The sequence below is a fragment of the Evansella cellulosilytica DSM 2522 genome, from assembly GCF_000177235.2.
In the GTDB taxonomy this organism is placed as follows: Bacteria; Bacillota; Bacilli; order Bacillales; family Salisediminibacteriaceae; genus Evansella; species Evansella cellulosilytica.
On the sequence record NC_014829.1, the window covers coordinates 4,254,768 to 4,280,202 of the forward strand.

A 25,435-nucleotide genomic window follows, 5' to 3' on the forward strand; every position below is an offset into this window, starting at 1 on the left:
TTAGTCTTAGTTACGAGCGATTTCAGCAGAGTTACGTGCGATTTACCATTATACTGGTAAAAGACGACACAATATGGTGCGTTCATTCACAACTAAAAGGACTTAGGGGTGTTCAGTTCTCTAAGTCCTTTGATTATATTTACATCTTCAACTAACGAGCAGTTAAAGAAGCATACCTAGTGGATTGCTAGGATACTTTGTTTATTCTCCAACCGAAAATGTAAGGTCTGTATACAACTCATTATTAGGTTCAATATCTTCTATTTCGATATCATCCAAAAATATGACTGCTCCAATAACATACTCCCCCGGCTCAGATTCAACGGTTTCTAGAGCTTCTTGATGGAACAATTCATGATTCCATAAAAATTCTTGCTCAATCGTTTCCTTTGGGTCCAATTGAACCTTAACATAATCATAGTTAGAACGACCAACAATATTTGAAATGTTATGTTCCCCTTTTGGATGTAACACCTGAAAAGTAGATCCATTTTGATTAGCAATAAATACGCTAGTAATACGCTCATCGAAATCAAAAGGGATGGGTACAAAGACTTCCCTAGCTTTATTGTTATGATTTCTAAGACTTATTGTTACAACAACATCTTCATTTAGTGAGTATTCTTTCTTATCGAGAGATAACTTTAATTCTATCCCTTCCAAATTCTCTGAATCATAAGTTGCACTAGAACACCCTGAAGCTAACAAGAAAATTATAAATATAACACCTATACCTTTAAATATATTCATACACGCCTCCATCAAATCTAGTAAATTATTGAAGAATCTTCCCCGTTTGTCGAACAGGCGTAGCGACAGCTTTGGTGCTATCCTAACAGTATTTATGTACACTCCATCACTATGATGAATATGCATTTGATTATTGTAACATAGAAATCTAAAACCTTCTCTTTCACATTTAAATCCACATGACTAATCACTTCAAAATTGCAAGAAGGAAATATTTATTTCCACCTTTGAAAATCGATGTTTTATCTTGAGGTAAGCATGTAGTGTGGGTCTTTTGTTAGTAGTTCTAGTGTTAGTTGCAGCATGCTGTTGGCGTTGATGAGTCGGGTGGTGGCATTGCCTATTTTTTGTTTCGTCATGATGCCTTTTGATTCGAAGAGGGCATCTAGTTTGTTGAAGTTCGTTGGGGGTTTAGTCCAGTCGTGGAGTTTATTTTTTACAGTTATTTTTCCCCCTGCTTCGTCTATTATTTCACTTGTCGTTGTTTCCTTTTGTAAATGGTACGGAACTTGTGCGATTTCTTCGCAGGTGTGGATTGTCGTGTTACTTTCTTGGTCGACACCAATGAGCATAATGTAGCCGTGTTCCATTGCGTTTTTGTAATAGGGACTCGTTTTGTCGCATGGGGAGTGACTTGTTTCGTGTCCGCTGACTAGCTCATGTTTTTTACTACCGATAACGGCAACAGAATGTGTTGGATGAAGGGATCGCCTAGCTTCCGGTAGGTTGCGGAACGTTTCGGGAATGACTCCCGTCCAGCATGGCGTTGTGCTTACATCAAACTGTGGAGGCGTTTCTTTACTGTCTGAAGCCTCGCCAGTTAGTGTTGGTACGATGACATTGCCCTCGGGACCGACCGTTTCTAACAGTGACTCGATCACTGTGATTGCCCCTCCTTCTACGTAGCCAAAGCTTTTCAATGAGCTGTGGACAAGTACAGTGCTTCCTTCTGTTAGACCGAGTTCGTTGAAGCCTTGTTTTATCGTCTGTTTGCTGAGATTCATTTCATCGCCTCCATACTCGACTCTATTTTTCTATATGCACTAGTTTATCATATGTTAATTATACTTGACGAAATGTTAATAATACTTTACATTATGTGTAGAATAGTTAACAAATAATGTTGGAAGGATGTATAGCATGCTTCGGAATCGTGTGAAGGAGTTAAGAGCGAGACACGGGTTTTCACAGACGGAATTAGCTCAGCGCGTAGGTGTAACGAGGCAAACAATCGGTTTTATCGAAAAGGGTGACTTTTCGCCATCGATTGCATTGTCTTTACGTTTAGCAAAGCATTTGGACGTTCGGGTGGATGAGCTATTTTGGTTAGATGAGGAGGATATCGATGAATAAAAGTGACTTTCGCGTACAGTTTCCGTTATGGAATATCGCTTTATGGAGTATACTCATCGTGTGGTCATACGGTGTAGTGTATGCATTTGATAGGATGCATGGTGGTTTTGATGACTTATTTTATTTTTCTAATGGGGAGTTAATTGTTAACTGGAACGTGCCTGCAGTGCTGTCGTTTTCGATTGGGATGATTTTGCTTATTGGTTTTTTCATTGCTTATTCAATCCGGCTTCGTAGGCATAATAAGGAACATCCTCATCATAAAATGGCTGCTTTTACGCTGCTGAAGCCGAGTGAATTTATTGAAGATGACGAAATGCTCCGGCAAGTAACGGAAAGCGCAACGAAAAAGGTGTATGTGTTGTATTCACAAGCGCTACCATTGTTCATCTTCTTTGTTCTTATTTTTCCATTCAATCGGTACGTGTATGTCGTTTTACTCCTACTACTGTTAGTCGCGCATAACGCGGTATATTACCGCGAGATTCGTAAGTTTGTTAATGGGGAGTTTACGGTGAAAACGGTGAGTAGGACAAAAACTAGTAAACTACCAAACTTGTTTATTGGTGTTTTAGTGCTCATGATCGTGATTGCTGTCGCTGTCCCTGCCGTTCGTATCGTTCAGCTTGAGCTTAATCAACGAAACACGATGGCGCAATTTGAGGATTGTTTAAACGACGGTAAATCTGCCATTGTTGAATTTGATGAGAATGGTTTTTCTTCTGTAAGGTGTGAATAAGCGTTTGTGACAATGACTATCAAATTTATTTGTTAGGTGATTTTTATTCATTTAGCTTCCTAGGAATATGACTATGATAAACTTTAATGGGGTTGAAACCTTTTTATGTTTTTCTCGTATTCACAACATATATGTCAGGTGTATATAAATGGAGGACAAAATGAGAGATAGAAATAGCGTGCTGCATCGTGAGGTTCAAAGGCCACGTCAGTTGCTGTCATGGGCATTAGTGATTGGAATTGCTTTATTTTTTTGGTACGTGTTTATTCAACAAATTGTTTTTGGAGTTCCAGTCGGAAGCAAGCCAGCACCAGATATGATTCTTATGATATTTTGGTTCGTTTCTGGGGTTGTTTTTCCTGTTATGATGTTGGCGTTTATTAAGCTAATCGTCGAGGTCCGTGAAGATGGGATTTATATAAGGTATTTACCTTTTCACCTTCATTATAGGAAGTTTTTATTTGAGGATATTACTCGTTATGAGCCTACAGTTTTTCGTTTTTCCCAAATTGGTCGCTGGGGTGTTTCGATGAACATAGACGGTGACACGGAATATTTATTAAACCGAAAGCAAGGCATCAAGTTGTATTTGAAGAATACAAATGTTGTGATTGAAACGGAAAATCCTGATGCAATTGTTGAGGCAATTGAGAAGTTTAAAGAGAGAGAGCGAACGTGATTGCTCGGAGTGGTACGGGAAATTGTTTAAGTTAACGAGTGGTTTTTTGAGTAGATCGCGGTTAGGTCTCCTAAATTATGGTAAATCGCTCGTAACTTTGATGGAATCGCTCGTAACTTTTATAAAATCGCCCGTAACTTTGTTCGAATCGCTCGTAACTTTTATAAAATCGCCCGTAACTTAGGATGAATTACGCATTAAAGTGTTCCAAGCTGGCCAAAGCACCTGACCCCCGGTGCGTTAAAGTTTTACTGTACTGGGGGTCAGGAACTTTTATTCAATGGACAAAAAAAAGCAATCTTAAAGAAGTCGAATTTAATTTGTAAAGAAAAACGATGGTGATTTATAATGGAAGGGAATAATAATATGGTAATAATGGGGTGTTATTATTAATCATTTTGTCATTAAAATGCTATTGTGGGGAATCATTTTCTTTCTTCCTGCCATGATGGTTTTGATGGGGATCGTAAACCGTGTACCTATCATTGCGTATTGGGTTATCCCTATTGTCATCACTTCGATTTTACTCGTTGTTTTATATAAGCGTAAGTGGCGCAAGGAATTCATATCGACATTTTCCAGCTTCGCTTTGCTATCTTTTCTTTTACATGTCATCATTATCCTCATTTTTAACTTACGGGCTGAAGAATTAACTTATAACTTACTATACTTTTTTCCATCTATCGTATTTGAATCGTTTGTAAGAACTTTTTTATTTTTACCCGCTCCTGAATTTGTGCTCCTTCTCCCTCTTTCATTAGTTAATGGATTAGTCATGGGGGTCCTTCGTTTACTATTATCGGCGATATATAAGGGGCATTCAAAACGGAGAGAAGCTATTATTCTTATTTCCGTGTATGTCGTGTACCAAATAATAGTTTATACACTGATGCCAACTATTTTTTCGTTTATGATGTAAATGATGAGTGAAAGCTGACTCAAAAGTGAAGTAGTGCTCTTTTGAGTCAGCTTTTTCTTATTTTAAAACTGCACACTAAAGCCGTTAAATGTATGGATTCCTGTTCCAAACTTAGTGAGTTCGTTTTTCCTCAAGTACTTCACTGCGTTTTTTACTTCTTCTAATATTTTCGGCTTAAGTCCTAGTGTATTATGAGAACCATAAATCATTGAGATATCGGGTATCTCTGAAATGCGTTCCAATGAATTTACTAAATCAACTGGGTTTGTTGAAGGGTAAAAAGCATAGATTGGTGTTTCGTCATATAGCAAATCTCCTGTAAACAAGTATCCGTTTGTTTCGTCAAAAACGGAAATATGACCAGGCGAATGTCCAGGTGTATGATAGATAACTAGTTTTCTGTTGCCCAAATCGAAAATATCGCCATCACTCACTAAACCTGTTGGTTCGCCTTGAAATGGTTCATATGTAACCGGATCAAACGTTTTTGGCGTAGGTAAGGTGATATCTCTACTAATATCCTTTCTTATTTGCTCGATTGAAAGGCCTTTTATCCCGTTGACTAACCAATCTTTATCGCCTTCGTGGACATAGATTTTTTCATATTCTCCGTGACTTCCGATATGGTCAGTGTGGACGTGTGTTGTAATTACTTCAATCGGCAACGTAGTCAGTTGATCCGTGATTCTTTTTATGTTGTCAATGCCAAGCCCAGTATCAATTAATATTGCTTTTTCCAGCCCTAATAATAAAAATGAATGCACCTTCTCCCAATGGCCATATTCGCTAATTGCGTATGTATTCGTATCAATCTTCTGTACAGTAAACCACGAGTCTTTTATCATCTTATACCTCCAAGTTTTTACTCAGGATCCTTCCCAGCTTATCCCATTTAGTTTATCATCAACTTACGGTTTTTTAGAATAAAAAGGAGTTGCAACATGGCAACTCGGAGTTTTTATATGGCCAGTTACTTGTTTAGTCTGGCGCGGTTTAAGCTGATGGATGTTCGGTTTAGAGCAATTCTTTATTTTTCTTATAAGATCGTTTTAATGAAATAAGGCTAGCAAAAAAACAGATTAAACTGACAACTATAACGTTTATTATGATTTTATAGAAGTCGTCTAAGCTTACTGGCATAATAAGAAAAATTAGTGGGAGAAGAATGATAACAAATGCCATTGTTCGGATATATATCACTCTCAGCTCTTTCTTGTATGCCTTCTCCGACGTAACATCTGTGTATTCCATCCCAGATATTGTATATCTAACGGTAACATAAAGTAGAAAGATCGCGATGGCAAGACCGATGACAGTGGATGTGTTTAAGTTTAGCATAGCCATTACAATTAAAGACAGTACGAGTAATACTGCACCTTCCGTGTAAAAATATAAAAATCTTTTCTCCTTATATTCATCGGTTGGTAATAAAAACGAAACCCATGTTTTCACTCTATATCTACCTCCCAAAATAATTCGTCCAACGTTTTATTGAGTACTTTTGCTATTGATACGCAAAGTTGAAGACTAGGATTATATTCTCCCTTCTCAATTAATCCAATCGTTTGGCGAGTGACACCGACTCTTTTGGCTAGCTGTTCCTGCGTTATTGACATTTTTATACGGGTTATTTTTACATTGTTTTTCATTTACTACCCTGCCCTTTGCAATATATATATTGCATATGTTAGATATATATTACATCATATACCAAAAAAAGTAAACTCCAGATGGGAGTTTTACTCCTTTTTCATGAATCGTTAAAATCTTTGGGCCCTCTATCTTTATTACCAAAGGGTTTAAACGCATATTGAATAATGAAAAGAGGGGGAAATGCAGATATAACCCATGCTAAAAACGGCGAAGGAATACTTACGAGTATAGAAACAAGCGTAATATATATAACATCGAAGAGAATCACTTTAATTTTTTTACTGTCAGGCACTTTTTTGATGTTTTTATGTACTAATAAAATCAACCCTACGATCGCAAATATCAACCAAAACCATAAGGGATGAGTATCACCCGAAAGATAATACCAAGAATATCCTTGTGCCGCAATCATAATAAGCAAATACCCCAAAAAGTATTCCTTAATAAACCACATCACGAGCCCTCCTTAACATATCTCTTTCTAATTTTCCATACCTAACATTTGGACGGAATAGCTATAGAAAACAAACATTTTTTAAATAGCTAAAAATACTAAACCAATAAAGGTTACACAAAAACCAATCGCCCACACAAAATCACTAATGTACTGCTTTTCTTCCTTTATCCCATAGTTATAATCCATAAAAGCACGAATACTCGCCATTATTGTAAAGAAGCCATATGTTAGTAAAAAAATAGTTTTATAGGAAAAAGAAAAAGCAGCAATAAGTACCACAATGATAAAAATAATAAATAAAGTGTTTTCTATCCTTTTATGAGTATGATTAACATGTCTATACAGTCTTTCAGAGAAGATATTATATTTTTTGCTAATGAGTATGTCTACTATAAAAGTAACAACTGCCATAAAAGCAACAAATCCAAGCACCCTACCAGACTCCTTCAAACCAATTTAATGTTTTCAATGAATACTTATTAGTTTAATATAATATTCCAGTTAGTTGGTGCAAAAATCAGCTGCAACTAACCGTTCGTTCAAGAGACCGTTTTCTCTGTCATGTTAATTCCTTTCAAAAATTATGTGGTTTTTCTACTCTTTTTAATTACTAAAATAAAAATAAAGAAAAAATGTAGAAATGAAAACTGCATGAAGAAATGGATCAACACCATTTCCAAATAACACCATACCTATATAAAACAAAAATACCAGACAATAAACTATCGCTGAAATAGTTACAATCATTTTTTCAGATTTCTTCACATATACCGCTCCAACTAATACCACTTTAGTACAGACACGATTCCACCCCAAAAATTATTAGACATTCTTTATTTTTTCTAAATAAATAGCCATTCTACGATTAGTATTTATTGCAGGCAATAAAGAAAAAACTCCTGCAATTATTACTATATCAATTGTCAATTCTTCTTTGCTTAATAATCCCATCCCTCCTAAAATACATAAGAGGTATCCAAAAAAAGCTATGGAAGAGTCTTTTATGAAATTTCTTCTTGCACATTTCTTATCAACATAGAATAAATGGCATTTACTATATGAGATGCTTAAAAACCACATAAAAGCACTTATGGACATACAAAATAATATTATTGTTCTAATTAGTGAACTAGCTGCACTTGGAATGCTTATTGCAATACCAATCGCTAGTCCACTCGCGACGAATATTGACCCAACGCCAATTGAAACAGCTTTCTCCATATTGGGGATATTATTGATCTCTTCCTTTGTTGGATTAAATTCCATTTTTATTGCATTTTCATTCGGTACAAATCTCTTTGATTTCTGAACCATTTTATATTCCAGAAAAAAACTAATTAACATAAATGAAACAAGTGTAACCAAAATATAATTAGAGTTTGCAAGTAAGACGTCAAAGCTATATTGTTGAAAGATTAGAATATAGGCCAACAATCGTAAAAACCAATCTAGTATTGCTTCTCTCCTAAAACCTAAGAAAGCATCTCTTTTTGACAAGACAAAGGACGTAATAAATAAAAGCAAATATGGTAATAACCCGCCAAGAAGTACAATACTAACAAAATTACCATCTATTTGGTGGCTTCCTTCTATAAACGATCCAACGTTATAATATAAATAAAAGATATGTATATATGAAATGATATTTAACATGATGAGTAATTTAATTGATTTACTTGTATCATCAACTAATTTTTCTATAAAATCTAATATACTAAAAACTATACCGCCAATAATATTCAATAATTCTCACCTCTAGACAAAAACGTATCTATCTTTAGTTAAAATATAATGCATATCAAGAATTTCCCAAAATGAAAAATCTAAGTGCTTATCAAAATAGTCCATAATGAGAACCATCCAAAGAAAAAATGTAAACTACCCATACTTTTGCTATCGTACAACTAAAGTTTTCAACTAGAACTGCACGTCATAATCGTTAAAATGCCGCATTTTTTGATAGTTTAAGAAATATTAAGCGAAAAGAAAAATAAAACAATAGGAAGTTACCTAAAATACCTATACTCATTTTCCAATCTGTAATTCCGTTTGATAATAGGTTTGGCATAAGGAATTTAGTGCCTTTGTCAACATATACAGTAACAATATTAAAAGGAAAACCATACGAATAAGCATATTTAGTCGTATGTAGGTGTTCTGGATTCCAGTCAGGGATTAACAATGATAGGAGAAGTATAAAAATAACAGATATCCACAGAGCCTTTGGGTTATATACTCTACTCCATCCCCTATTTTTATATAGAAGAAAAAGTACTATAAACACACAGATTATCGCAAACCATCCGTAGTTCTCCGCATTAACACCGATGCTTGAAAGTATAATGTAGTTAATTACGCCTACAATTGTTAACAGTATAAAAAAAGAAATGTGAAACGAAATGATTCTAAGATAGTTCTCACTTTTCTCACTCCGTCTATTCTTTAATAGCGTTTTATTATGAGTTTTTTCATAATCATTCTCCCCATTACCTCATTATCTTCTTTTCTCGTATTTAATGTTACCACTAATTTCCTTTTATTTGGGGTAAAAATGTAAAAAACGTTTCTGCTTATTGCAGAAACGCTGCGTTCTTGAGGGTAAAATGTTAATGAATGACTTTAAGTACATTTCTGTACAATACTGACCCTTACCATTTTTTGTTATTACATGTATGAAAGAAATTAATCTTTGTTATTGAGGGTTACTCAACATCTCACTGTTTTTTCTTCATTCTTGTGCCCAGTATGATGAGGGTGACATAGACAATAATGGCAATCGAATCTATAAGTGTATCGGAAAGTGCCGTTCTGTCAAGTAACACCGTTATACTAAGGATAACCATCAATCTGACCAACAGGATCGTCGCAATCACCCATGCGGTAATGCGTGTTTTTGTTCCATCAGTATAGAATGACATGAAAATGAAAACAAAGCCGAATACTAGATTTTCCGCCGTGATGATGTGCCATACATAAGTGAATATTGTCAGGGTATCTACAGATACACCGTCCACGTGGAGATTCGGGAGCACAACAGAATGCCCGTTCCATGCGTGTGTAATTGCAAACAGTATCGCAAGGATACCTACAGTCAAATAATAATAATTATTAACTTTGATGTTCACCACAACCTTCCTTAGGAATTTCCACTTCCTCCTTTTGAATATTCTTGTAAATTTCTCGGACAATCTTTTTCAGATTTTGATCCCTTTCGTTATTAAAATCCCTAAGCGTTTCTGCTGCGACGTCGAGTAACCGACTTACCTTTTCTAGATGAGCAACCTTTCTACGAATTTCTGCGTTCTTAGCATCGAGGAACTCAGCAACCTCTTTGCAGTATGCGGGGTCTATATTATCCATTTTATGAAAATTTAATTTACCCCTTATTTCTTCAAGAGAAAAATCTGCATACTGCATGATTTGAATATTCATCAAGTCGATGAGGTCGTTCTTAGAATACGTGCGGTATCGATTCTCTTCCCGAGAGGGCGTGACAATCCCTATCCGATCATAATATCGGAGCGTATCCTTCGAAATCCCTAGTATTTTCGAAACCTCTTGTATAGAATAAAGTTTTTCCATATCATTAAAATACCATTGGAGTTGACTCCAATGTCAATGTGTTTTTCGTATTCTGTACAAAAAAAATTATTGACCAATGCACCTGACCTCCGGTGCGTTAAAGTTTTACTGTACTGGGGGTCAGGAACTTTCATTTAAATCAAAACGAGCTATTTCTTCATCTCCTAACAAGACAAAATTGCTATCACTGAAATTAGAGTTAAAAGTACAATAAATCGTTTCAATTGTTTACCCTCTTTTCATTTTTGTATATTTTTCTTTTCTCTAAATGCCATTATTAAACTATCCTGCTCATTATCTAATAAAAGATCACATTTACTTATTGAAGCATCCTCCCCGATAGCGACATAACGAAAGAGAAGGCTTGTGCTACTTTCACACCCGTAAGTTTAAGTGTAATGCTTCACAACTCTTGAATTTACTGTATTTGAAAATACTCTGTTAATGGGATTGTTCTTCCTTCATTATGCCACTGATGATATTGTTCAAAGACAGTCTTTATATTCCCTGCTGCTTTTACTTCGACCAATTCTTTAACCGCCAAATAACTACGCCAATAATCATACATGATGCTAGTTAAAGACCCGTTATATGAGCCTATTCCAAAATTATCAAGAGAATGACTACCATATTTACCTTTAAAGTTTTTTACTAATTCAGCTTCTATCTTGGATATTTCATCAAATTCGACATTACTTAAGAGCATTTTTCTCGGAAGATAGAAGCACATACCTTCTTCGAACCAAATGCTGTCCGTTCGCTCATCATCAAACTCATCTATAAATAAATCAGAGTGATGTGTCAGCTCATGTGCCAAAATAACCAGTAAATTGTTAAATGAATAATTTTCATAGAATTTACGAATTGTTGGTAGGTTTAATTCTTCCAATTGGCTTAGAAATAACCTTCTCCATTTATTAAGATCTGGAGACATATAAATTAGATCTTTATCTGTGAACGCTGGTATTGGGACATTAGAAAAGACAGTTGTAGCTAATTCTTCAGAAGTCCATATTATCCCTTTGGGCTTTGAATGAAGTGCATATTCATTTTCTAATAATTTCTTGTAAACATCCAACTTAGAATATAATTCATCCGTAAATTCTTTAAAATTAGTTAGTTGTTTTGAATCTTCAAATGCATATATTTGCTTCATCTTTGTAGACCTTCTTTCGTAAAAATCAACTTTGGAAACTAAAATTGTTTTACTTTTCCACCAATAAATAGCTTCGACACCTTATTGTCCTAAACTCCCCCGTTAGACCCATAACAGCCCTGACAGCTACTTGTAGTATTGCTTTCCGTTTGTTAAGAATAATATTATTCTATATCACTTGTGTATTTTTCTGGTAAAAGCTCCATTGCATTACATTTAACTAATTCTCCTTTGTAAGGAATAATTACATCAGTATTTTTTCCGTAGTCACTAATTAACTCACGGCACATACCACAAGGAGACACTACCCAGCATTTTTCTATATCTTCGTGAGGATGAGGATGAGCTACTGCTACAATAGTATCAAACTCGTGTTCTCCTTCTGAAATAGACTTCCCGATAGCCATTGCCTCTCCACATACTGTGATTCTTCCAACGTTTGCCTCTACGTGAACAGCGGAAAAAATATTTCCTGAAGTTGTTCTAACCGCTGTACCAATGTGATGTCTTCCGTATATATAATTATTTTCAATAACTTTTTCTGCTTCTCTAATTAATTTATAATCATCATTTTTAAGTGGTCTTACTTTTAGCATAATATTCCCTCCCGAAAGATTGAGTGGCCTTTTTACAATCAAAATCGCCACTGTTTAAGAATACCATGTTTTTCCATACACTTCCGGATAAAGTAGAAAAAACATATATATGATTTCAAAATCGAGCTCCTAGTCTATGCCGTCTGCTCTTTAATTATGACCTTCCCTTTTTCTTCCTGATCTCTAATCCCCGATACATGACAAGAGAAAGGATAGATTATTGTGCAAACCGTCTCTGTTTGTTGGTTTCTATTTAATCAATTTGAGAATGTATTTTGAGTTTTTTAATAGACCTAGTAAACCAAGTCCTTTTTTTGCATCTTTACTTAATTTCTTATTTGCAACCTGGATAACTGCTTTATCACTAGAGGAGTAATTTCCAGAATTAAACATAGGTTGGGGGTCATATTCTATAGTGAGTTGTATCGCCTTGGTTTCTAAATCTCCCGCAATTTTGTTTGTTAAATACAAAGCCATATCAACACCAGATGAAACTCCCGCAGCAGTAATATATTTACCTTGTTCAACAACTCTCTCTCTTGTTGGTATAGCATCAAAATCGCTTAATAAATCTATTATTTTCCAATGCGATGTAGCTTTTAAACCTGACAATAATCCTGTTGCTGCCAAAATAATAGAACCTGTACATACAGAAGTAGTCCATTTTGTTTGTTTGTCTAATTGTCTAATCCAACTTAATACTTTTTCATTTTTCATTTCCTTTAAAAACGCTACAGGAGAACCTGGTATGATTAAAATATCTGCATCATGAATATCATCAATACTATATTTAGCGTTAAAATCTATGAATCCTGAATCAGCCTTTATTTCACCTCTTTTTTCACCCACAAAAAATACTTCCGCATCATTCATATACCTTAAAACTTCATATGGTCCAATAGCATCAAGCATAGTCATTCCATCATATACATAAATAATGATCTTCATCGCTTTCCTCTTTTCTATTTTTTTATTTCTGCTCCGAACACCTAATTTGTTTTCTAGTTTAATATCTCATTTAAATAAAGGTATTTTCTTCTTGAGGAAATACTTCCGTTAGTTCAGTACCAGAAAGGTAATCATACTTTGATTAAAACAGTTTTGCCAACAATATTAGCTCCACAAGAACCTTAACAGCTTATTGTGCTATTTTCTCTCTGGTAGTCTAAACATGTTACTTCACAATATGATAAAAAAAACATCATAGCGTCATACAAGCCATGATGTTTTTTACTCTAATTTTTTTAATTGTCTAGCGTTGTGAATAATGCGAACTATCTCCACTTTTTCATTGTTAATTCTATATATAATTCTATAATTGGTTAAAACCATTTCTCTTATCATATCATTGTTTAATTCAGGAACTACCCTGCCAGATGAAGGAAATATTCCAATTGTTTCGATTGTGTCAATAACTCTACTAGCGAAAATATTGGCATATTCCTCCGAGTCTTGAGCTATATAATTACATATTCCTTCTAGGTCTTTAACTGCAGACTCCGCCCAAACTAATTCAACCATTTCCCTAATTTTTCCTTAACTTCATTATGGGAAACGACTTTTCCATTATTGAGTTCTTGTATTCCTTTTTCAATTTTCTTTCTAACATAAAGTTCCTTGATTATATCCTCAAGAGTCACATTTTCTGGTAAATCTTTTATTAATTTTATTACTTCCTCTTTAGTGCTCATAGCAATCTCCCCTTTCCAATATAATCATTATAAACCAATTATAAGCAATTATCACCAAACAAGAAGTTGTGTATAAATACCAAAAATTCCATCTATACAAAAATAATAGCAGAAAAACCTTGTTCTACTATCACGTTTGTTTAAGAACAAAAGCATTATGCACTTTTAATAATTCTGCTATTTAAAGTGCCAAAAATACAAATAATCGAAGCACCAAAAAGAGTTAGATAAAAGCCAACTGTGACACTAGCCATACTGAAACTCAAAGAAGCAGAACTGATGTTCAATATGGATGCAAACATAAAAAACTGTACTCCAGCGAGTATTATCACGCCGACTCCAATCATCATTAGGTATCTGTGATTTACTTTGATTAAAAAATATGTCGCAATTATTGTTAACAGTAATATTATTACACCTGTCCAATGCTCAATGCCTCTGGCGTGCTTCCATTCAATAACAACCCAATTGTTGAAAAGTCCAAAAACAATGAAAATAATTCCAATAGAATAGAATAACCTTATCAACTTTCCACCCCCAAATTATTCAATTTTTTTTCCTTCGAGAACAGCGACAGCTTCTTTTGCTATCGCTACCCGATAGCTTAACAATAATGTCCTGACTGAATTGTTTTCTTAATTATCCCGTTGTATTTTGATTAAAACAGTACTGCCAGCAATATTGTTATCAATAGTGTAAATAATGATGCCCAAATGAAAATGCCTTGATAACTTCCTTCTTTCCTTTTTTTAGATGCTTCATAGTTATGTTGGATTTTATGTTGAAGATGTTCCTCAGGAGGTAAATAAGAAGTATAACTAGGATTAGCCACTGTTCCTGCGTGATAGGTACTTTTATATAATGGAAACGAACCAATAAATAATAATAGAGACAAGCCGAACCCCCATAGCTTAATAGTTTCTAATTGAATACTTCTGGTCATTAAAAATGAAATCAATGTTATTAGCATATAAATAGTTACAGAGATTATTAAACCGAATTGAATGTTTTTTTTAAAAAAATTTGCCCCCTCTCATCAATATTTACGTTCGAAGTTGTATATTGTTTCATTTTCTTAATTTGTTAATCCTCACTTATTTTAACATTATATTCCAGTGTATAGATGCCAAAAAAAAAGATGCAACATTGCAACTCGAAATTTACTAACGCACTCGTTTGTTTAAGTGAAATAATTTACAAAATACTTATATTAACAACAAAAACTGTTTTTGTCAGCTTATAAAATGAATATCTATGATTCAATTATTTCCATATAAATGTCATCAATGTAATAAATATAACGAGAACTAACTACAAAAGTAACAAAAGGAAAAATCGTTTTTTACTATTTTACCAAACTTCTTTGATATCTAAGGAAAAGTAGCTTGTTGAAGAAATTACTAACCCTAAGTTAAATAAAATATGGTGAGAAGTAAAAGTTCCTATTAAAACCATTAATAGTCCAATTATCAATAAAATATAAATTAATACTCTAATTAATACTCTAATAGGATTCTTTTTTAATTCCTTTTTAAATTGGTTTATCTCCTCCTCCGAAAAAAAAAGATATTTTTATTTTGCAAGTTAATTCCTCCCACCAATTTTAGTATTCTCCCCGTTCGTTACAAGCTCCGCGACTGATTTTTAAGCTAAAATTCTCAGTTAGCTTCACAAGCTCATATTTATATATGTATTTTTTACTGAATGGTATTCTCTGTCCAAGATACTCATCAATACATCCGTTTCATATTTCCCTTCGATTAAAGCACCTTCTCTTTCTACCCCTTCTTGAATAAAACCGCATTTTTCATAGCATTTTATTGCTCTTGTATTATATTGAAGAACTCGTAAATCAACCCTATGTAGATTTAGTTCTTTAAAAGCATAATGTAATACTAATTGTGTAATTTCTGTTCCTAATCCTTTTCCCCAAACAGTGGGGTCAAATAATCCTACCGCATAACGTGCACGATTATCCATATCACTCACTGTTAATCGAGCTTGACCTACTAATCGCCTTTCAAACTCTACGCACCATTCTAGTTTGTTTGATTTAATAGATTCTATGAATTCCCTTGCCTTTTCCATCGTCTTAGGTGATAAATTCGTTGTATCACCACCATACATTCTGACAAGTTCCTCATTTACTTCAACATTTAAATTTGTCCATTAAATCACTTTCTATCGGTTGGCGTAACAACACCTTACTTCCTTTAATAACTGGTGCTTCATTCAAATTTAACCACCTCTTTTTTGTTTTTTTGATAATACTCGCTATTACTATATATATCTTCTTAAAGAACCCTGATTCGTTCGTTAAATAAAAATTGGTATCCCCTTATTTTAGGATTCTACCCCGTTTGTTGAATAAAAGCAGAAAGAGACTCTTTCAAGAAGTTAATGTTTTGTTCTTCTGTACTCATATGAATCCCCCTATTATTGATGAACTAAGGTAGTATTCCAATATAGAATTGTTGGACAAGGGTAGCCAAGGCTTTTTCAATTATCGGAACCCATTACTTTATTACGATTTCTTTAAATAATTTGTATTTATCTTTTCATGTTTTACTAAAAATGGGAGTAGTAATGAGATTACAAAGAGAATATTAGGATAAATGTTACACCTATAAATATATTAGTTAGTGAAAATGAGAATATATTTGCTGAAAATAGATTAAGAAACATCACACCTAATATAATTATTGGTATAAGAAGAACGAAAGAAATAAATCTCGAACGTGGGGAGAGGTCATGTTTTGTTTCGCATTTGCTGCATTGAATAATTCTTCTCTGCGGCTTATTAAACCATAGCGATTTATATACTTTAAGCCAGTTAAATTGGTGGTTACATTCTTTACATTTTGAGAGCCTCATATTTACCTCCTATAACTTTTCATCCTAATAAAGGAAGCCAACAAAGGATACACTGGTTACATCAACGCCTCTTCCGTTTGATAAACAAGCACAGCAAACGTTTATTGTGCTATCGCTCTCTGTTTTTCAGTTAAAAGGTTGCGTGTTAGATTCACTTTATCTAACTTATACGTTTATGTTATATTAAAAAAATCCAATATTAACAGCTATAATAACTACAACAAAAAATATTAGCATGATTAAACTAAATAGTGTTCTTTTGCTGCTATTTTTCCAATCTTCTTTTAGATAAAATAACTTATGGCTTAGTGCTAATATAGCACCTGAAATTGTAAGCATCTGTATATTAAAAAAAATTCCAATTAAAAATAATGCACATCCCAAAATACCACTGGTATAGACTAATCCCTCTTTTAGTTTATCTTTACTTTTTTCCGAATTAACATTCATTTAACTCCTCCTATTGCGTAACTTCCTTGTTCTTAAAAAAATATTAACCCGTTCCGTTAGCTACAAAAGGATAACGATTTTTTGTTCAACTAAAGGAGTTTAGTTGAAGAACAAAATTAACTAATAGGTTCTTCTGTTTCCCTTATAATCATCCATTTCCCGTTAATGAATTTCCAATTTTCAATGGTGAACAACCTTGCTAATATATTCTCATCTTTTACAATCAATAGTTCATAAAACACTACTGCATTTTCGTTATCCCTAAGTCGAATAACTCTATTTTCAAACCTCTTTTTGGATCCTATAAAATGTTTAACTGATTGTTCCATACCATTTAAAGCCTCTTGTTTAGTAAAAAAAGCTGGTTTTTCATTTCCCCTAGTAAAAAAGGCTACATAATAATCTTCTGACATTCTATCTACTGAGGATGTATCACCGGAACTCATTGCGTGGTTCCAGTCACTGATAAAGTCATCATGCATTCTAGTAAATTCATATAATCGATTTTGTAATTCGAGCATCATTAACACCTCTCCTTTTCAGCTTACTCATTGTTTAATTCTGCAAATGTACTTGTTTTCCTTTTTTTTACTATTTATCCGGTTTGTTTAACATCATTTCTTAGTTAATTGGTACAAAAAATGAGCTGCTATATTGCAACTCATTTTTTTACTAATGCTATCCAGTTTGTTGAATAAGATCATGTCCGTACCTATCAATAATACTCTTGTTTTTCCAGTATAGTAGGTTGATAATATTTACTCTCTGAAGGTTTTAAATTAAAAGCAAATAAAATAATTGAAATCAACAACATAACCAATGCTCCAGTAATAACCGCAAATTGAATTGAAACTATTTGTGCAAAAAGTGCTATAAGACAAGTCGTTATTATAATAAGTGTTGCTTCGACAAATCCATATATACTACCTATTCTCCCCATCACATCTTCAGGAATATTACTTTGATAAAAAGTAAGAAAACCTGTATTGGCAAATGCAATAAAGAAAGCAAGAATAAAAAAGCCCAGCGCAACAATTGTAAATATATTTGAAAATGCATAAATAATATAACCAACTGATACAAATATGGAACCTAAACCAATCATTAATGAAATTGCCATCTTTTTAACAAAGAGTACGTTAATAAGCGCTCCACCAAGAATACCTGCACCTGCAATGCTGACTAAAAAGCCGTAATCACTATCTGACAAACCAAGAACATCTTTTGCAAAAGCCGCTTCCAATGAATCAACAGCAGCAGTCATAACAAGAACTGAACTAAACAAAAAGTAAACTAACATGATATAACTTTTTTTCCTACTGAAATTCAATACGATTTGAAAATCATTCTTTATTAGTTGTAATGATAACTTCTCACCATTATTAATAACTTTTGATTGTTTTTCTAGATCAGGCATCAGTAATGTAATTAAACCTGATAAAAATAATGCAACAGCATTAATTATAATGCCAAGTTCAGGTGAACCAATGATGAAAAGTACTCCCGCTAGAGCAGGACCTAACAGAAAAGCTCCCGAATCAATTAAACTTATTAGAGAATTAAACCTCTTTCTTTGATCGGGGGGAATTAACTTCGTGATATAAACCATCGACGTCGGGCTAAATATAGAGGTTGCCATATTCATAAAAAAGACAATGATATACAATAGCAACAAGGATGTATCTAATAACCATGGTACAAGAAATAAGCAGATCGCTCTAAAAACATCAAGAAATATCATCAAATTTCGTTTATTGAGTCTATCAACAATACTACCGCACCATAAATTTGTAAGCATAGTTGCTAAAGGTATAAGAATATAAAGTACGGCTACGGCAAGAGGAGAACCCGTGATTTCGAATATCAATAAATTAAGTGCAATTAAGTAAACCCACGCACCTAAATTTGAAACTCCTATACCTAGCAATAAAATAGTAGGGTATTTCCACGATTCAACTAATCGTTTTAAATTCACTGACCTCACTCCCTAAAATTTATTTTTATTAGCAAATAAAAAAATCCCACCCCCAAGACTTTTCGTCTTGGGAACGAGATTTATCATTCGTGGTGCCACCCCAGTTTATTAATATGTCACCATATTAACCTTTTCAGGTACGGCAATTACGTGCTTATACCCTAGCTCTATAACGGGAGCTCCCGTTACACCATCCCCCTAATAAGGTTCCAATGTAATGCTCAGAGGCTTGTTTCAATAAAAATTTTCTTACTCCTTTTCAGCTTGCGGAGCTCTCTGTAAAGAAACTTTATACTTACTCTTCTCATCATCGCATATGTAAGTTATTTAATATTTTTAGTATTGTAACATTAATTTCCATATGATGTATACATAATATTATCACCTTATATATAGGCCAACCTGATAGTACAAATGGCCATGTTAGTTTAACATCATTCTCCAGTTAATTGGCACAAAAATAAGCTGCATTACTGCAACTCGACATTTTACTAACGATTCCGTTCTTTCTTTGCATGGAATAATTTTTGTTTTAGATCTGGATCAGCATCAACATCTTCTTTTACTATAGTTTCTGGTTTTTCGATTAAGCTTAAATAGTATTTTTTACCATCTATCTCTATAACTGATTCTCCGTCAAGAACAATACTTTTAATTAACGCTGCTTCATATCCATTCTCATACTCTTATTTATCGTCCATTTCAAAGTACTTACCCATATATATACAACAGTTTTAATATAGTTCGAAATCTAGATATGGATTAAATAAAATTAACTAACGCTACCCATTAGTTGAAGAATAAATGAAGCATTGGTGGAGATAAAAGCAAAATGATAGCACTTATCGTTAACGTTTTCGAGAGAGCTTTTGGTAGTTTTTCTCTTCCCTTTCCTTTGTACCAACCACTAAATTGTAGTTTATTTCTATATAAAACAAAGATTAAGATAAAAATACCGAGCATATATGACCATGCATATTTTTCAGTATTAATACCGATTAATAAATAAATACTATGTGGAATGATGCCTAATAACACTCCAAGAAAAGCAAAAATAAAAATAATCCTTATTAACTCTAATAAGACTCTCAACATAATCCCCCTTTATTATTTCTTACCTCACTTCATTCTTTTTTGTAAAGCAACAGTGGCAACAGCTTCTTATGCTAACGGATGTTAGTTTAATAAACCTATTACACATTATGTTTGACATGTGCATTAAGTTTATCTAGTAAAAGCATAATAGATTACATAAAACCAACTAAAAAAACCATGAATACATGCCCATAAAATTGATTCGTGTAAACTCCAAGATATTGCGATTGCCAACGCTGAACCGAATGTAATACCCGTTCTAGCTACTGATTTACCTGTATCGTTCATTTTTTTCAACCCTTTCGTTACGTCGAATTTTGTGTCAAATGCGATACAAAAACTCCCCGTTAGCACAATTAGATTTCGAAAAATTTTTAGCTACCATGTATCATACTTTTTAAGAAATCTATCTTTCTAAAATCTTTATTATTATTGTTATCTGCTCGATAACTGTCCTTGGATGAAGCTTCGTAAACACTTAGATATTGGTTCGGATTTAGTAAAAAGTAATTTACGTTCCCCATTTCATGCATTTCTAGATCGTCTAACTGTATTCCTGCGAAACTTGGCAAAGTGTCAATTATACCAAACTCTACTGATAACCCCTCTTTCGAGAACTCATGTTCATGCAAATCAATCAATCTATATTCCATCAAATTCATAATGGTCACTATATCATCCCAGTTATGTATATTTAAATCGGGCGGTACTTCCCAACCTCTTTTATCACCAGGCACATGAATATCTAAGCCTTGTGCATCCCAACTCTTTCCTGTAATGACCTCTAAGCCAACCGAACCCATTAATAATGGAATAATTTCAATATCATTTAACTTTTTTGCAACTTTAATGAACTCATCAAACTTATGTTGATCCATTTCCCCCTCCAGTTTTACTATATTTCACCGAACTATTCTCCCGATAGCAACACAAGGACAGCGATAGTTTGTGCACCTGACGCTTATCCGTTTGTTTAAGTGTAATATTTCACATTTTCATTTTATTTCTTACTTTTTAGTTCCTCAATTTCTTTTTGTAGTTCTTTGATTTTTAAGTCTTTTTGTCTATAACTACTTTTTAACCAAAAGACAATTAGTAATACAATCCCAAGACTACCAATTAATATTAATAAAAGAACAACTATTAACGTTATGTCACCAATCATCATAAAAATAACCTCCTCTTTTATGATACCTCCCTGACGAGCGAAGGCTTGTGCAACTATCGCTTCCCTTTACTTTAAGTGGAATATTTCAAAATATCAGACATTTCTTAATCCTTCTTGTTATTTGATAACTCTTCCACTTTCTTTTTTAATTTCTCAATTTCGGAGTATTGTTCTTTAAAAACTGAAATTAGCACCGCTAATACTAATGCAATAAAGATAATTAAAGCCCAAACATTCTCTATAATAAGAAAAAGAAAGAAAAACGAAAAAACATAAGTTACAGCAAGACAAGCCAAAAATGTGCCAATAAAGTTACTCAACTTTTAAATACCCCCCACTCTTGTTGTGACTTCTTATTTAGCGAAACTCCGCGTTATCACCACAACGGCAATGGCAGCTTATTCAACTAACGCTTCCCGTTAGTTTAGATACAGGACTTCACAAGCTTAAGTTACGGTAAAGTTTTTTACTGCTTACTTTAAACGATTGACAATCATCTTCTTACCGATTATGACCATTAAACCTGAACCTAATGCCAATAAAATAGAGTACAAATTTTGATTTTCAACAAATAAACCAATAAAGATAAAAACCAGAAGATAAATAGGCACTGCAAAAAGGAGATAACGTCCCAGGCTCATTTAACAACACTCCGTTCACGTGTCCACTAACGCTTACTCGTTAGTGAAACTTTTAAAATTTCTTTTTAATCAAGAATATTATGAAAGCTAATATGTTCCATAATATAAACCCTTAAAAATACTCATCATTATCAACCCATAGCTAACATTCTAACAATTTGCCACCCTGCAACTGCCAATGGAATTATTGAAACTAATTTAATCCATCTTTTTTTAGCGATAAAACCAACTATCAACATAACCAATCCTAATATTAAAACTCCAATAATAATTAAAAAAGTCATCGTATCTTCTTCCTTTATACTAGATTTTTTAATGTAACTTAAAATCCATATACAACTCTACTTCCCGTTTAGTACCATAACGACAGCGACACCTTATTCTACTAATGCTCCCGTTTGTTGAATAAGGTTTCATTCCATTTGATCTATTATTTCTAAAATATCTTCTTCTAAGAATACATCTGCTTTATTGAGTGGGTTTCCTTTATAGTGGAATGACATAAGATAACTTAATTCGTTATCAACCCATGAGATATATTGGGTATATTGATCTTCTGCATAATAGGCGTTTTCTCCATTAAGAAGATCCATTTCTTCAAAATCCAATGAATTATTTCGTTTTAAGTTTTTCGTATTTTCGACTTCTAATAGAATGTTGCATTCTACTCCTCCGTACCTTAATTCAATAATTTCACTTTGTTTATCTGTTTTGTTAAGAATTGCCGACTTCTTCTTTATTGGAAAAGGTGAATTATCTTCATTAATTTGCTTAGGTACAAATGAAATTACAGATAAAGCCTCTTCTTGCGGTATCTGCTCACCATATGTTAATTTCTGTTCTTCAACCCCTTTTTCGTTGTTACAACCTACAAGCATAATTGTCAAAACTGTAATAATTTTATATATTTTCATCCTATTACCACCCCAAATCCCTTGTTCAACTCTTCTGCTCGTTAGTTAAATTAAATGTTAACTCCTTATCGCAGGATTCTCCCCGTTTGTTTAAGTGTAATTCCTCACGGTGTTTTCATATCATAATGAGCAGTAGTGATTTATAATCTTCATAAGTCGTTCAGCATTCTCCGTTGTGACATTTTCAGATAATCTTGCACCAGCAATGACAGGCGCCCATTGAAAAACATCCGACCTTAAAATTCCGCTCTTTTCACAATAAAGTCGCACGTACATTTCAGCTAACTCAGATGAAACTTGGGCATATAAAAGATAGGTCCGATATACATCAGCACGGATGTCTCCTGCACTCGAATCAACCCAATCTATAATTACCAATCGGTTATCTGTCTTAATCAAATTAAATAAATGAAAGTCTCCATGACAGAGCTTATTTTCATAAGTAAATGAATCTAATCTATTAAACAACTGAAACTTTTGTTTTTCATCTAATTTATTCGTAGTTTCAATTTGTCGATGTAACTTATCATACATTGGTTCAATTGCTTCTGGATTAGGTTTAACTCTATGAATTTTCATTTGCATATCGACTGAAATTTTCAAGTAATATTCTGCTTGTTCTTTATCTTTGAACACTAAATCTCCTAATATTTCTCCCTTAACATATTCCATTATAATTGCTTGTTCCCCGTTTATTTTAGTAACACTTAAAATTTCAGGAACAGGAAGTCCACATGAATATGCATATTTTTGCTTGTTTGCTTCCTTTATGGATTCGGTATCAGGCAAAAAATCGTTAAAAACTTTTACTATTTTGTTGTCAGTATAATATATTGTTGCAGTATTTCCTTTTGCTATTGGATTACCTAAATCCATTGGGCTCTCTCCCTACATCCTAAAATAATTATGCCTGCAAGTTTTATATGAGAGAGGTATCTCCTTATTAAAGCAACCTCCCTGTTTATCGAGTCAACAACAGCATCGTTAGCCTGTTCCACTAAGGCTGCTTTTCTTGAACGAGTAACGTATAAAATCACCCGTAAATATCAAGTCCAACTACACTCATATCTTTTTCATCAACCACTAAAACAATTTGTTTTGCAAATGTACTAAAAGATCGAATCGTTACTGACTCTTTCAAACTATCTTCTAATTTCCATCCTGTTGGTTGAAGCGATATGAAACCTCTAGAAGTAAAGAAGGAGCTTATTAAAAAATCTCGTATCTTTTCTGTCTCATCATTATGAAGTGAGTCGATCATGTCTAGATTTACCGAATAATATTTCAAGTTCCTCGGTCCAGTTGGCAACTGAAGATTTTTTGTACGATATAGATCTGGAATAACTGGATATATACCGTTTGTAAGGGACTCCTGTACAAGCCTTTTAGACTCCTTTTTAAGACCCGTAACGTTTATTTCTATTAGTTTACCGTTAATGTATATTTCCTTTATATCTAAATAATGTGGAACGACTTCATTCAATATCGTTTTCAATGCAGTTTGAGTTGGGGTTGGCAACGCTGTTACGGAATCACAGTCTAAAATCACATCAAACGAGGTAAAAAACTGGCAAACTGGGCTCATTTCCTTTAATTCATCTGTTGCTTCTAATCTTTCAATGTTTAATTCACCATGATCGTTATTCATTTCAGATAATGGTTCATCGATTTCTGTCATCCACTTCAACATTGTGATCTCCCCAAATCCTCGTTATTTATATTCACTATTCTTACTCCCGTTCGAAGAACAGGCTACCGCTCCTGTTAGTAAAAAAATATCAGTTAGCTGTAGTTGCACCATTTCGTAACCACTTTCTATAGTTCAAAAATTGAACAAATACACAAGAACCAATCGCACCGAGAATTAAAATGATGTAATGTATTGTTATATTTAAAAGTAAAGCAAGTAAAACCGCGATAGCAATCGCAATTATATTACCAATTAAAATTTCAGCCCATTTAACCCGCAGATACCGCAATACCATGTATACAACCGCCTTTTCATTTTAATTTCGAAACTTACTTTCCTAATCTCATATAGCGCCACAGTATTTTAATCAAAGAATGCAGGTTCCTCTCGGTTGTGTAAGTGTTTAAAGGCCTGTTTAATTTGTGATTCTGTTATTCTCTCTATTGATAATGGTGGTAGGTCATTTTCAGAAAAAAATTGTACTGCGCTCGTTTCTCTTCCTTCTTTCGGTTGTCCACCTATGATTTCACATTGTATGAATATTTTATATGTGTGATAGGGTGAAGGTGGGTGAGGATGGCATTTCTTATCAAGTACACCTAATAGTTTGATTGCCTTGACATCAAAGTTTGATTCCTCTTTCACTTCTTTGACTGCAACCTCGCTTGGCGATAAACCAATATCGCCCCAGCCACCTGGGAGCGACCATTTTCCATCTGCGTTTTCCCTGACCATTAAAATTTGGTTATCTTTAAAAACAACAGACCTAATATCTACTTTAGGTGTTGCATAACCCGTTTCATTGGCAAATAAATCTTTTATTTTTGTCTCGCTAACTTCCGTATGTAGTGAGAGTATTTCAACACTCAAATTTCTAATCTGTTCGAACCTTTCTATGTCGTATACATCTTTCGAATAAGCTAATCCTGCTTGTGCAATGGACTGAAGCTGTTTCGCCCATTCAAGCCATTTCGGTTCCATGTAAAATCACCACCATCGATTGTTTTCAGCTGCTGTATTGCATAACGGAAGCCTCAAGAGGTGTTACCTTTT

At 33.7% G+C, this 25,435-nt stretch carries 39 protein-coding genes and 1 other annotated feature; of the genes, 4 read left to right on the forward strand and 35 right to left on the reverse strand.

The window, feature by feature from the left end:
* Window positions 1–201: 201 nt before the first annotated feature.
* Both BCELL_RS19370 and BCELL_RS19375 read right to left on the reverse strand, forming a co-directional pair.
* A complete protein-coding gene (locus BCELL_RS19370; RefSeq protein WP_013490483.1) occupies window positions 202–750 on the reverse strand; it encodes a hypothetical protein in 549 nt (182 codons plus the stop codon).
* Window positions 751–992: 242 nt separating this feature from the next.
* The gene (locus tag BCELL_RS19375) at window positions 993–1,754 is read right to left on the reverse strand and encodes an AAC(3) family N-acetyltransferase (protein ID WP_013490484.1); all 762 of its coding nucleotides are present in this window, start codon (window positions 1,752–1,754) and stop codon (window positions 993–995) included.
* Between the two features lie 136 nt (window positions 1,755–1,890).
* Between BCELL_RS19375 and BCELL_RS19380 the strand changes: the two genes are divergently transcribed.
* The 4 genes from BCELL_RS19380 (at window position 1,891) to BCELL_RS22730 (ending at window position 4,440) form a co-directional block, all read left to right on the forward strand.
* The gene (locus BCELL_RS19380; RefSeq protein WP_013490485.1) at window positions 1,891–2,103 is read left to right on the forward strand and encodes a helix-turn-helix transcriptional regulator; all 213 of its coding nucleotides are present in this window, start codon (window positions 1,891–1,893) and stop codon (window positions 2,101–2,103) included.
* Complete coding sequence (locus BCELL_RS19385; RefSeq protein ID WP_013490486.1) at window positions 2,096–2,842, forward strand: hypothetical protein; 747 nt, start codon at window positions 2,096–2,098, stop codon at window positions 2,840–2,842. The genes BCELL_RS19380 and BCELL_RS19385 overlap by 8 nt, the downstream gene beginning before the upstream one ends.
* Before the next feature lie 160 nt (window positions 2,843–3,002).
* Entirely contained in the window at window positions 3,003–3,521 is a 519-nt protein-coding gene (locus BCELL_RS19390) for a DUF6141 family protein (protein WP_013490487.1), read from the forward strand.
* 457 nt (window positions 3,522–3,978) lie between these two features.
* Entirely contained in the window at window positions 3,979–4,440 is a 462-nt protein-coding gene (locus tag BCELL_RS22730; protein ID WP_157184230.1) for a hypothetical protein, read from the forward strand.
* Window positions 4,441–4,502: 62 nt separating this feature from the next.
* On the opposite strand, the gene BCELL_RS19400 is transcribed toward BCELL_RS22730, so the two are convergent.
* The 33 genes from BCELL_RS19400 to BCELL_RS19540 form a co-directional block, all read right to left on the reverse strand.
* The gene (locus BCELL_RS19400) at window positions 4,503–5,285 is read right to left on the reverse strand and encodes an MBL fold metallo-hydrolase (RefSeq protein WP_013490490.1); all 783 of its coding nucleotides are present in this window, start codon (window positions 5,283–5,285) and stop codon (window positions 4,503–4,505) included.
* 169 nt (window positions 5,286–5,454) lie between these two features.
* The gene (locus tag BCELL_RS19405) at window positions 5,455–5,892 is read right to left on the reverse strand and encodes a hypothetical protein (protein WP_013490491.1); all 438 of its coding nucleotides are present in this window, start codon (window positions 5,890–5,892) and stop codon (window positions 5,455–5,457) included.
* Window positions 5,889–6,089, reverse strand: a complete 201-nt coding sequence (locus BCELL_RS19410) for a helix-turn-helix transcriptional regulator (protein ID WP_013490492.1) — start codon at window positions 6,087–6,089, stop codon at window positions 5,889–5,891. Before BCELL_RS19410 ends, BCELL_RS19405 begins: the two co-directional genes overlap by 4 nt.
* A 101-nt stretch (window positions 6,090–6,190) precedes the next feature.
* On the reverse strand, window positions 6,191–6,547 hold the full coding sequence (locus tag BCELL_RS19415) for a hypothetical protein (protein WP_013490493.1): 357 nt from the start codon (window positions 6,545–6,547) through the stop codon (window positions 6,191–6,193).
* A gap of 81 nt (window positions 6,548–6,628) precedes the next feature.
* Window positions 6,629–6,982, reverse strand: coding sequence for a DUF4181 domain-containing protein (locus tag BCELL_RS19420; RefSeq protein ID WP_013490494.1), 354 nt, complete (start codon window positions 6,980–6,982; stop codon window positions 6,629–6,631).
* A gap of 171 nt (window positions 6,983–7,153) precedes the next feature.
* The gene (locus BCELL_RS22735; protein ID WP_157184231.1) at window positions 7,154–7,315 is read right to left on the reverse strand and encodes a hypothetical protein; all 162 of its coding nucleotides are present in this window, start codon (window positions 7,313–7,315) and stop codon (window positions 7,154–7,156) included.
* Window positions 7,316–7,372: 57 nt separating this feature from the next.
* The gene (locus BCELL_RS19425; protein WP_013490495.1) at window positions 7,373–8,293 is read right to left on the reverse strand and encodes a hypothetical protein; all 921 of its coding nucleotides are present in this window, start codon (window positions 8,291–8,293) and stop codon (window positions 7,373–7,375) included.
* A gap of 971 nt (window positions 8,294–9,264) precedes the next feature.
* Window positions 9,265–9,678, reverse strand: a complete 414-nt coding sequence (locus BCELL_RS19435; RefSeq protein ID WP_013490496.1) for a hypothetical protein — start codon at window positions 9,676–9,678, stop codon at window positions 9,265–9,267.
* A complete protein-coding gene (locus BCELL_RS19440; protein ID WP_013490497.1) occupies window positions 9,659–10,132 on the reverse strand; it encodes a MerR family transcriptional regulator in 474 nt (157 codons plus the stop codon). Before BCELL_RS19440 ends, BCELL_RS19435 begins: the two co-directional genes overlap by 20 nt.
* Before the next feature lie 418 nt (window positions 10,133–10,550).
* The gene (locus tag BCELL_RS19445) at window positions 10,551–11,288 is read right to left on the reverse strand and encodes a hypothetical protein (protein WP_013490498.1); all 738 of its coding nucleotides are present in this window, start codon (window positions 11,286–11,288) and stop codon (window positions 10,551–10,553) included.
* Window positions 11,289–11,452: 164 nt separating this feature from the next.
* A complete protein-coding gene (locus BCELL_RS19450) occupies window positions 11,453–11,884 on the reverse strand; it encodes a cytidine deaminase (RefSeq protein ID WP_013490499.1) in 432 nt (143 codons plus the stop codon).
* A 249-nt stretch (window positions 11,885–12,133) separates the two neighbouring features.
* Window positions 12,134–12,832, reverse strand: coding sequence for a DJ-1/PfpI family protein (locus tag BCELL_RS19455; protein ID WP_013490500.1), 699 nt, complete (start codon window positions 12,830–12,832; stop codon window positions 12,134–12,136).
* A gap of 282 nt (window positions 12,833–13,114) precedes the next feature.
* The gene (locus tag BCELL_RS19460) at window positions 13,115–13,405 is read right to left on the reverse strand and encodes a type II toxin-antitoxin system RelE/ParE family toxin (RefSeq protein WP_013490501.1); all 291 of its coding nucleotides are present in this window, start codon (window positions 13,403–13,405) and stop codon (window positions 13,115–13,117) included.
* Window positions 13,393–13,575, reverse strand: coding sequence for a hypothetical protein (locus tag BCELL_RS19465; protein WP_013490502.1), 183 nt, complete (start codon window positions 13,573–13,575; stop codon window positions 13,393–13,395). The genes BCELL_RS19460 and BCELL_RS19465 overlap by 13 nt, the downstream gene beginning before the upstream one ends.
* Before the next feature lie 155 nt (window positions 13,576–13,730).
* On the reverse strand, window positions 13,731–14,102 hold the full coding sequence (locus BCELL_RS19470; RefSeq protein ID WP_013490503.1) for a hypothetical protein: 372 nt from the start codon (window positions 14,100–14,102) through the stop codon (window positions 13,731–13,733).
* 131 nt (window positions 14,103–14,233) lie between these two features.
* Window positions 14,234–14,470, reverse strand: coding sequence for a hypothetical protein (locus BCELL_RS19475; RefSeq protein ID WP_013490504.1), 237 nt, complete (start codon window positions 14,468–14,470; stop codon window positions 14,234–14,236).
* 773 nt (window positions 14,471–15,243) lie between these two features.
* Window positions 15,244–15,702, reverse strand: coding sequence for a GNAT family N-acetyltransferase (locus BCELL_RS19480; protein ID WP_245546900.1), 459 nt, complete (start codon window positions 15,700–15,702; stop codon window positions 15,244–15,246).
* Window positions 15,703–16,167: 465 nt separating this feature from the next.
* The gene (locus BCELL_RS23355; RefSeq protein ID WP_041808435.1) at window positions 16,168–16,449 is read right to left on the reverse strand and encodes a TIGR04104 family putative zinc finger protein; all 282 of its coding nucleotides are present in this window, start codon (window positions 16,447–16,449) and stop codon (window positions 16,168–16,170) included.
* Between the two features lie 183 nt (window positions 16,450–16,632).
* On the reverse strand, window positions 16,633–16,899 hold the full coding sequence (locus tag BCELL_RS19490) for a hypothetical protein (protein ID WP_013490505.1): 267 nt from the start codon (window positions 16,897–16,899) through the stop codon (window positions 16,633–16,635).
* A 116-nt stretch (window positions 16,900–17,015) separates the two neighbouring features.
* Entirely contained in the window at window positions 17,016–17,423 is a 408-nt protein-coding gene (locus BCELL_RS19495) for a hypothetical protein (RefSeq protein ID WP_013490506.1), read from the reverse strand.
* Window positions 17,424–17,614: 191 nt separating this feature from the next.
* The gene (locus BCELL_RS19500; protein ID WP_013490507.1) at window positions 17,615–18,874 is read right to left on the reverse strand and encodes an MFS transporter; all 1,260 of its coding nucleotides are present in this window, start codon (window positions 18,872–18,874) and stop codon (window positions 17,615–17,617) included.
* A gap of 66 nt (window positions 18,875–18,940) precedes the next feature.
* Window positions 18,941–19,194, reverse strand: a binding site (T-box leader).
* 469 nt (window positions 19,195–19,663) lie between these two features.
* Window positions 19,664–19,969 (reverse strand): hypothetical protein, encoded by a 306-nt coding sequence (locus BCELL_RS19505; RefSeq protein ID WP_245546901.1) that lies wholly within the window; start codon window positions 19,967–19,969, stop codon window positions 19,664–19,666.
* Window positions 19,970–20,098: 129 nt separating this feature from the next.
* Window positions 20,099–20,257 (reverse strand): hypothetical protein, encoded by a 159-nt coding sequence (locus BCELL_RS22945; RefSeq protein ID WP_013490509.1) that lies wholly within the window; start codon window positions 20,255–20,257, stop codon window positions 20,099–20,101.
* Window positions 20,258–20,343: 86 nt separating this feature from the next.
* A complete protein-coding gene (locus BCELL_RS19510; RefSeq protein ID WP_013490510.1) occupies window positions 20,344–20,847 on the reverse strand; it encodes a hypothetical protein in 504 nt (167 codons plus the stop codon).
* Window positions 20,848–20,969: 122 nt separating this feature from the next.
* Window positions 20,970–21,137 carry a DUF1049 domain-containing protein gene (locus BCELL_RS22740; protein WP_013490511.1) on the reverse strand — a complete coding sequence of 56 codons (168 nt, stop codon included), beginning with the start codon at window positions 21,135–21,137 and terminating at the stop codon, window positions 20,970–20,972.
* Window positions 21,138–21,241: 104 nt separating this feature from the next.
* Window positions 21,242–21,457, reverse strand: a complete 216-nt coding sequence (locus tag BCELL_RS19515; RefSeq protein ID WP_013490512.1) for a hypothetical protein — start codon at window positions 21,455–21,457, stop codon at window positions 21,242–21,244.
* 153 nt (window positions 21,458–21,610) lie between these two features.
* Complete coding sequence (locus BCELL_RS22745) at window positions 21,611–21,778, reverse strand: hypothetical protein (protein ID WP_013490513.1); 168 nt, start codon at window positions 21,776–21,778, stop codon at window positions 21,611–21,613.
* A 131-nt stretch (window positions 21,779–21,909) separates the two neighbouring features.
* The gene (locus BCELL_RS22950; protein ID WP_013490514.1) at window positions 21,910–22,062 is read right to left on the reverse strand and encodes a hypothetical protein; all 153 of its coding nucleotides are present in this window, start codon (window positions 22,060–22,062) and stop codon (window positions 21,910–21,912) included.
* A gap of 129 nt (window positions 22,063–22,191) precedes the next feature.
* The gene (locus tag BCELL_RS19520; RefSeq protein WP_013490515.1) at window positions 22,192–22,692 is read right to left on the reverse strand and encodes a hypothetical protein; all 501 of its coding nucleotides are present in this window, start codon (window positions 22,690–22,692) and stop codon (window positions 22,192–22,194) included.
* Between the two features lie 120 nt (window positions 22,693–22,812).
* On the reverse strand, window positions 22,813–23,568 hold the full coding sequence (locus BCELL_RS19525) for a phosphotransferase family protein (protein ID WP_013490516.1): 756 nt from the start codon (window positions 23,566–23,568) through the stop codon (window positions 22,813–22,815).
* 157 nt (window positions 23,569–23,725) lie between these two features.
* Window positions 23,726–24,382 carry a hypothetical protein gene (locus BCELL_RS19530; protein WP_013490517.1) on the reverse strand — a complete coding sequence of 219 codons (657 nt, stop codon included), beginning with the start codon at window positions 24,380–24,382 and terminating at the stop codon, window positions 23,726–23,728.
* Between the two features lie 88 nt (window positions 24,383–24,470).
* Window positions 24,471–24,677 (reverse strand): hypothetical protein, encoded by a 207-nt coding sequence (locus tag BCELL_RS19535; RefSeq protein WP_013490518.1) that lies wholly within the window; start codon window positions 24,675–24,677, stop codon window positions 24,471–24,473.
* A gap of 68 nt (window positions 24,678–24,745) precedes the next feature.
* On the reverse strand, window positions 24,746–25,363 hold the full coding sequence (locus BCELL_RS19540) for an NUDIX hydrolase (RefSeq protein WP_013490519.1): 618 nt from the start codon (window positions 25,361–25,363) through the stop codon (window positions 24,746–24,748).
* Window positions 25,364–25,435 lie beyond the last annotated feature (72 nt).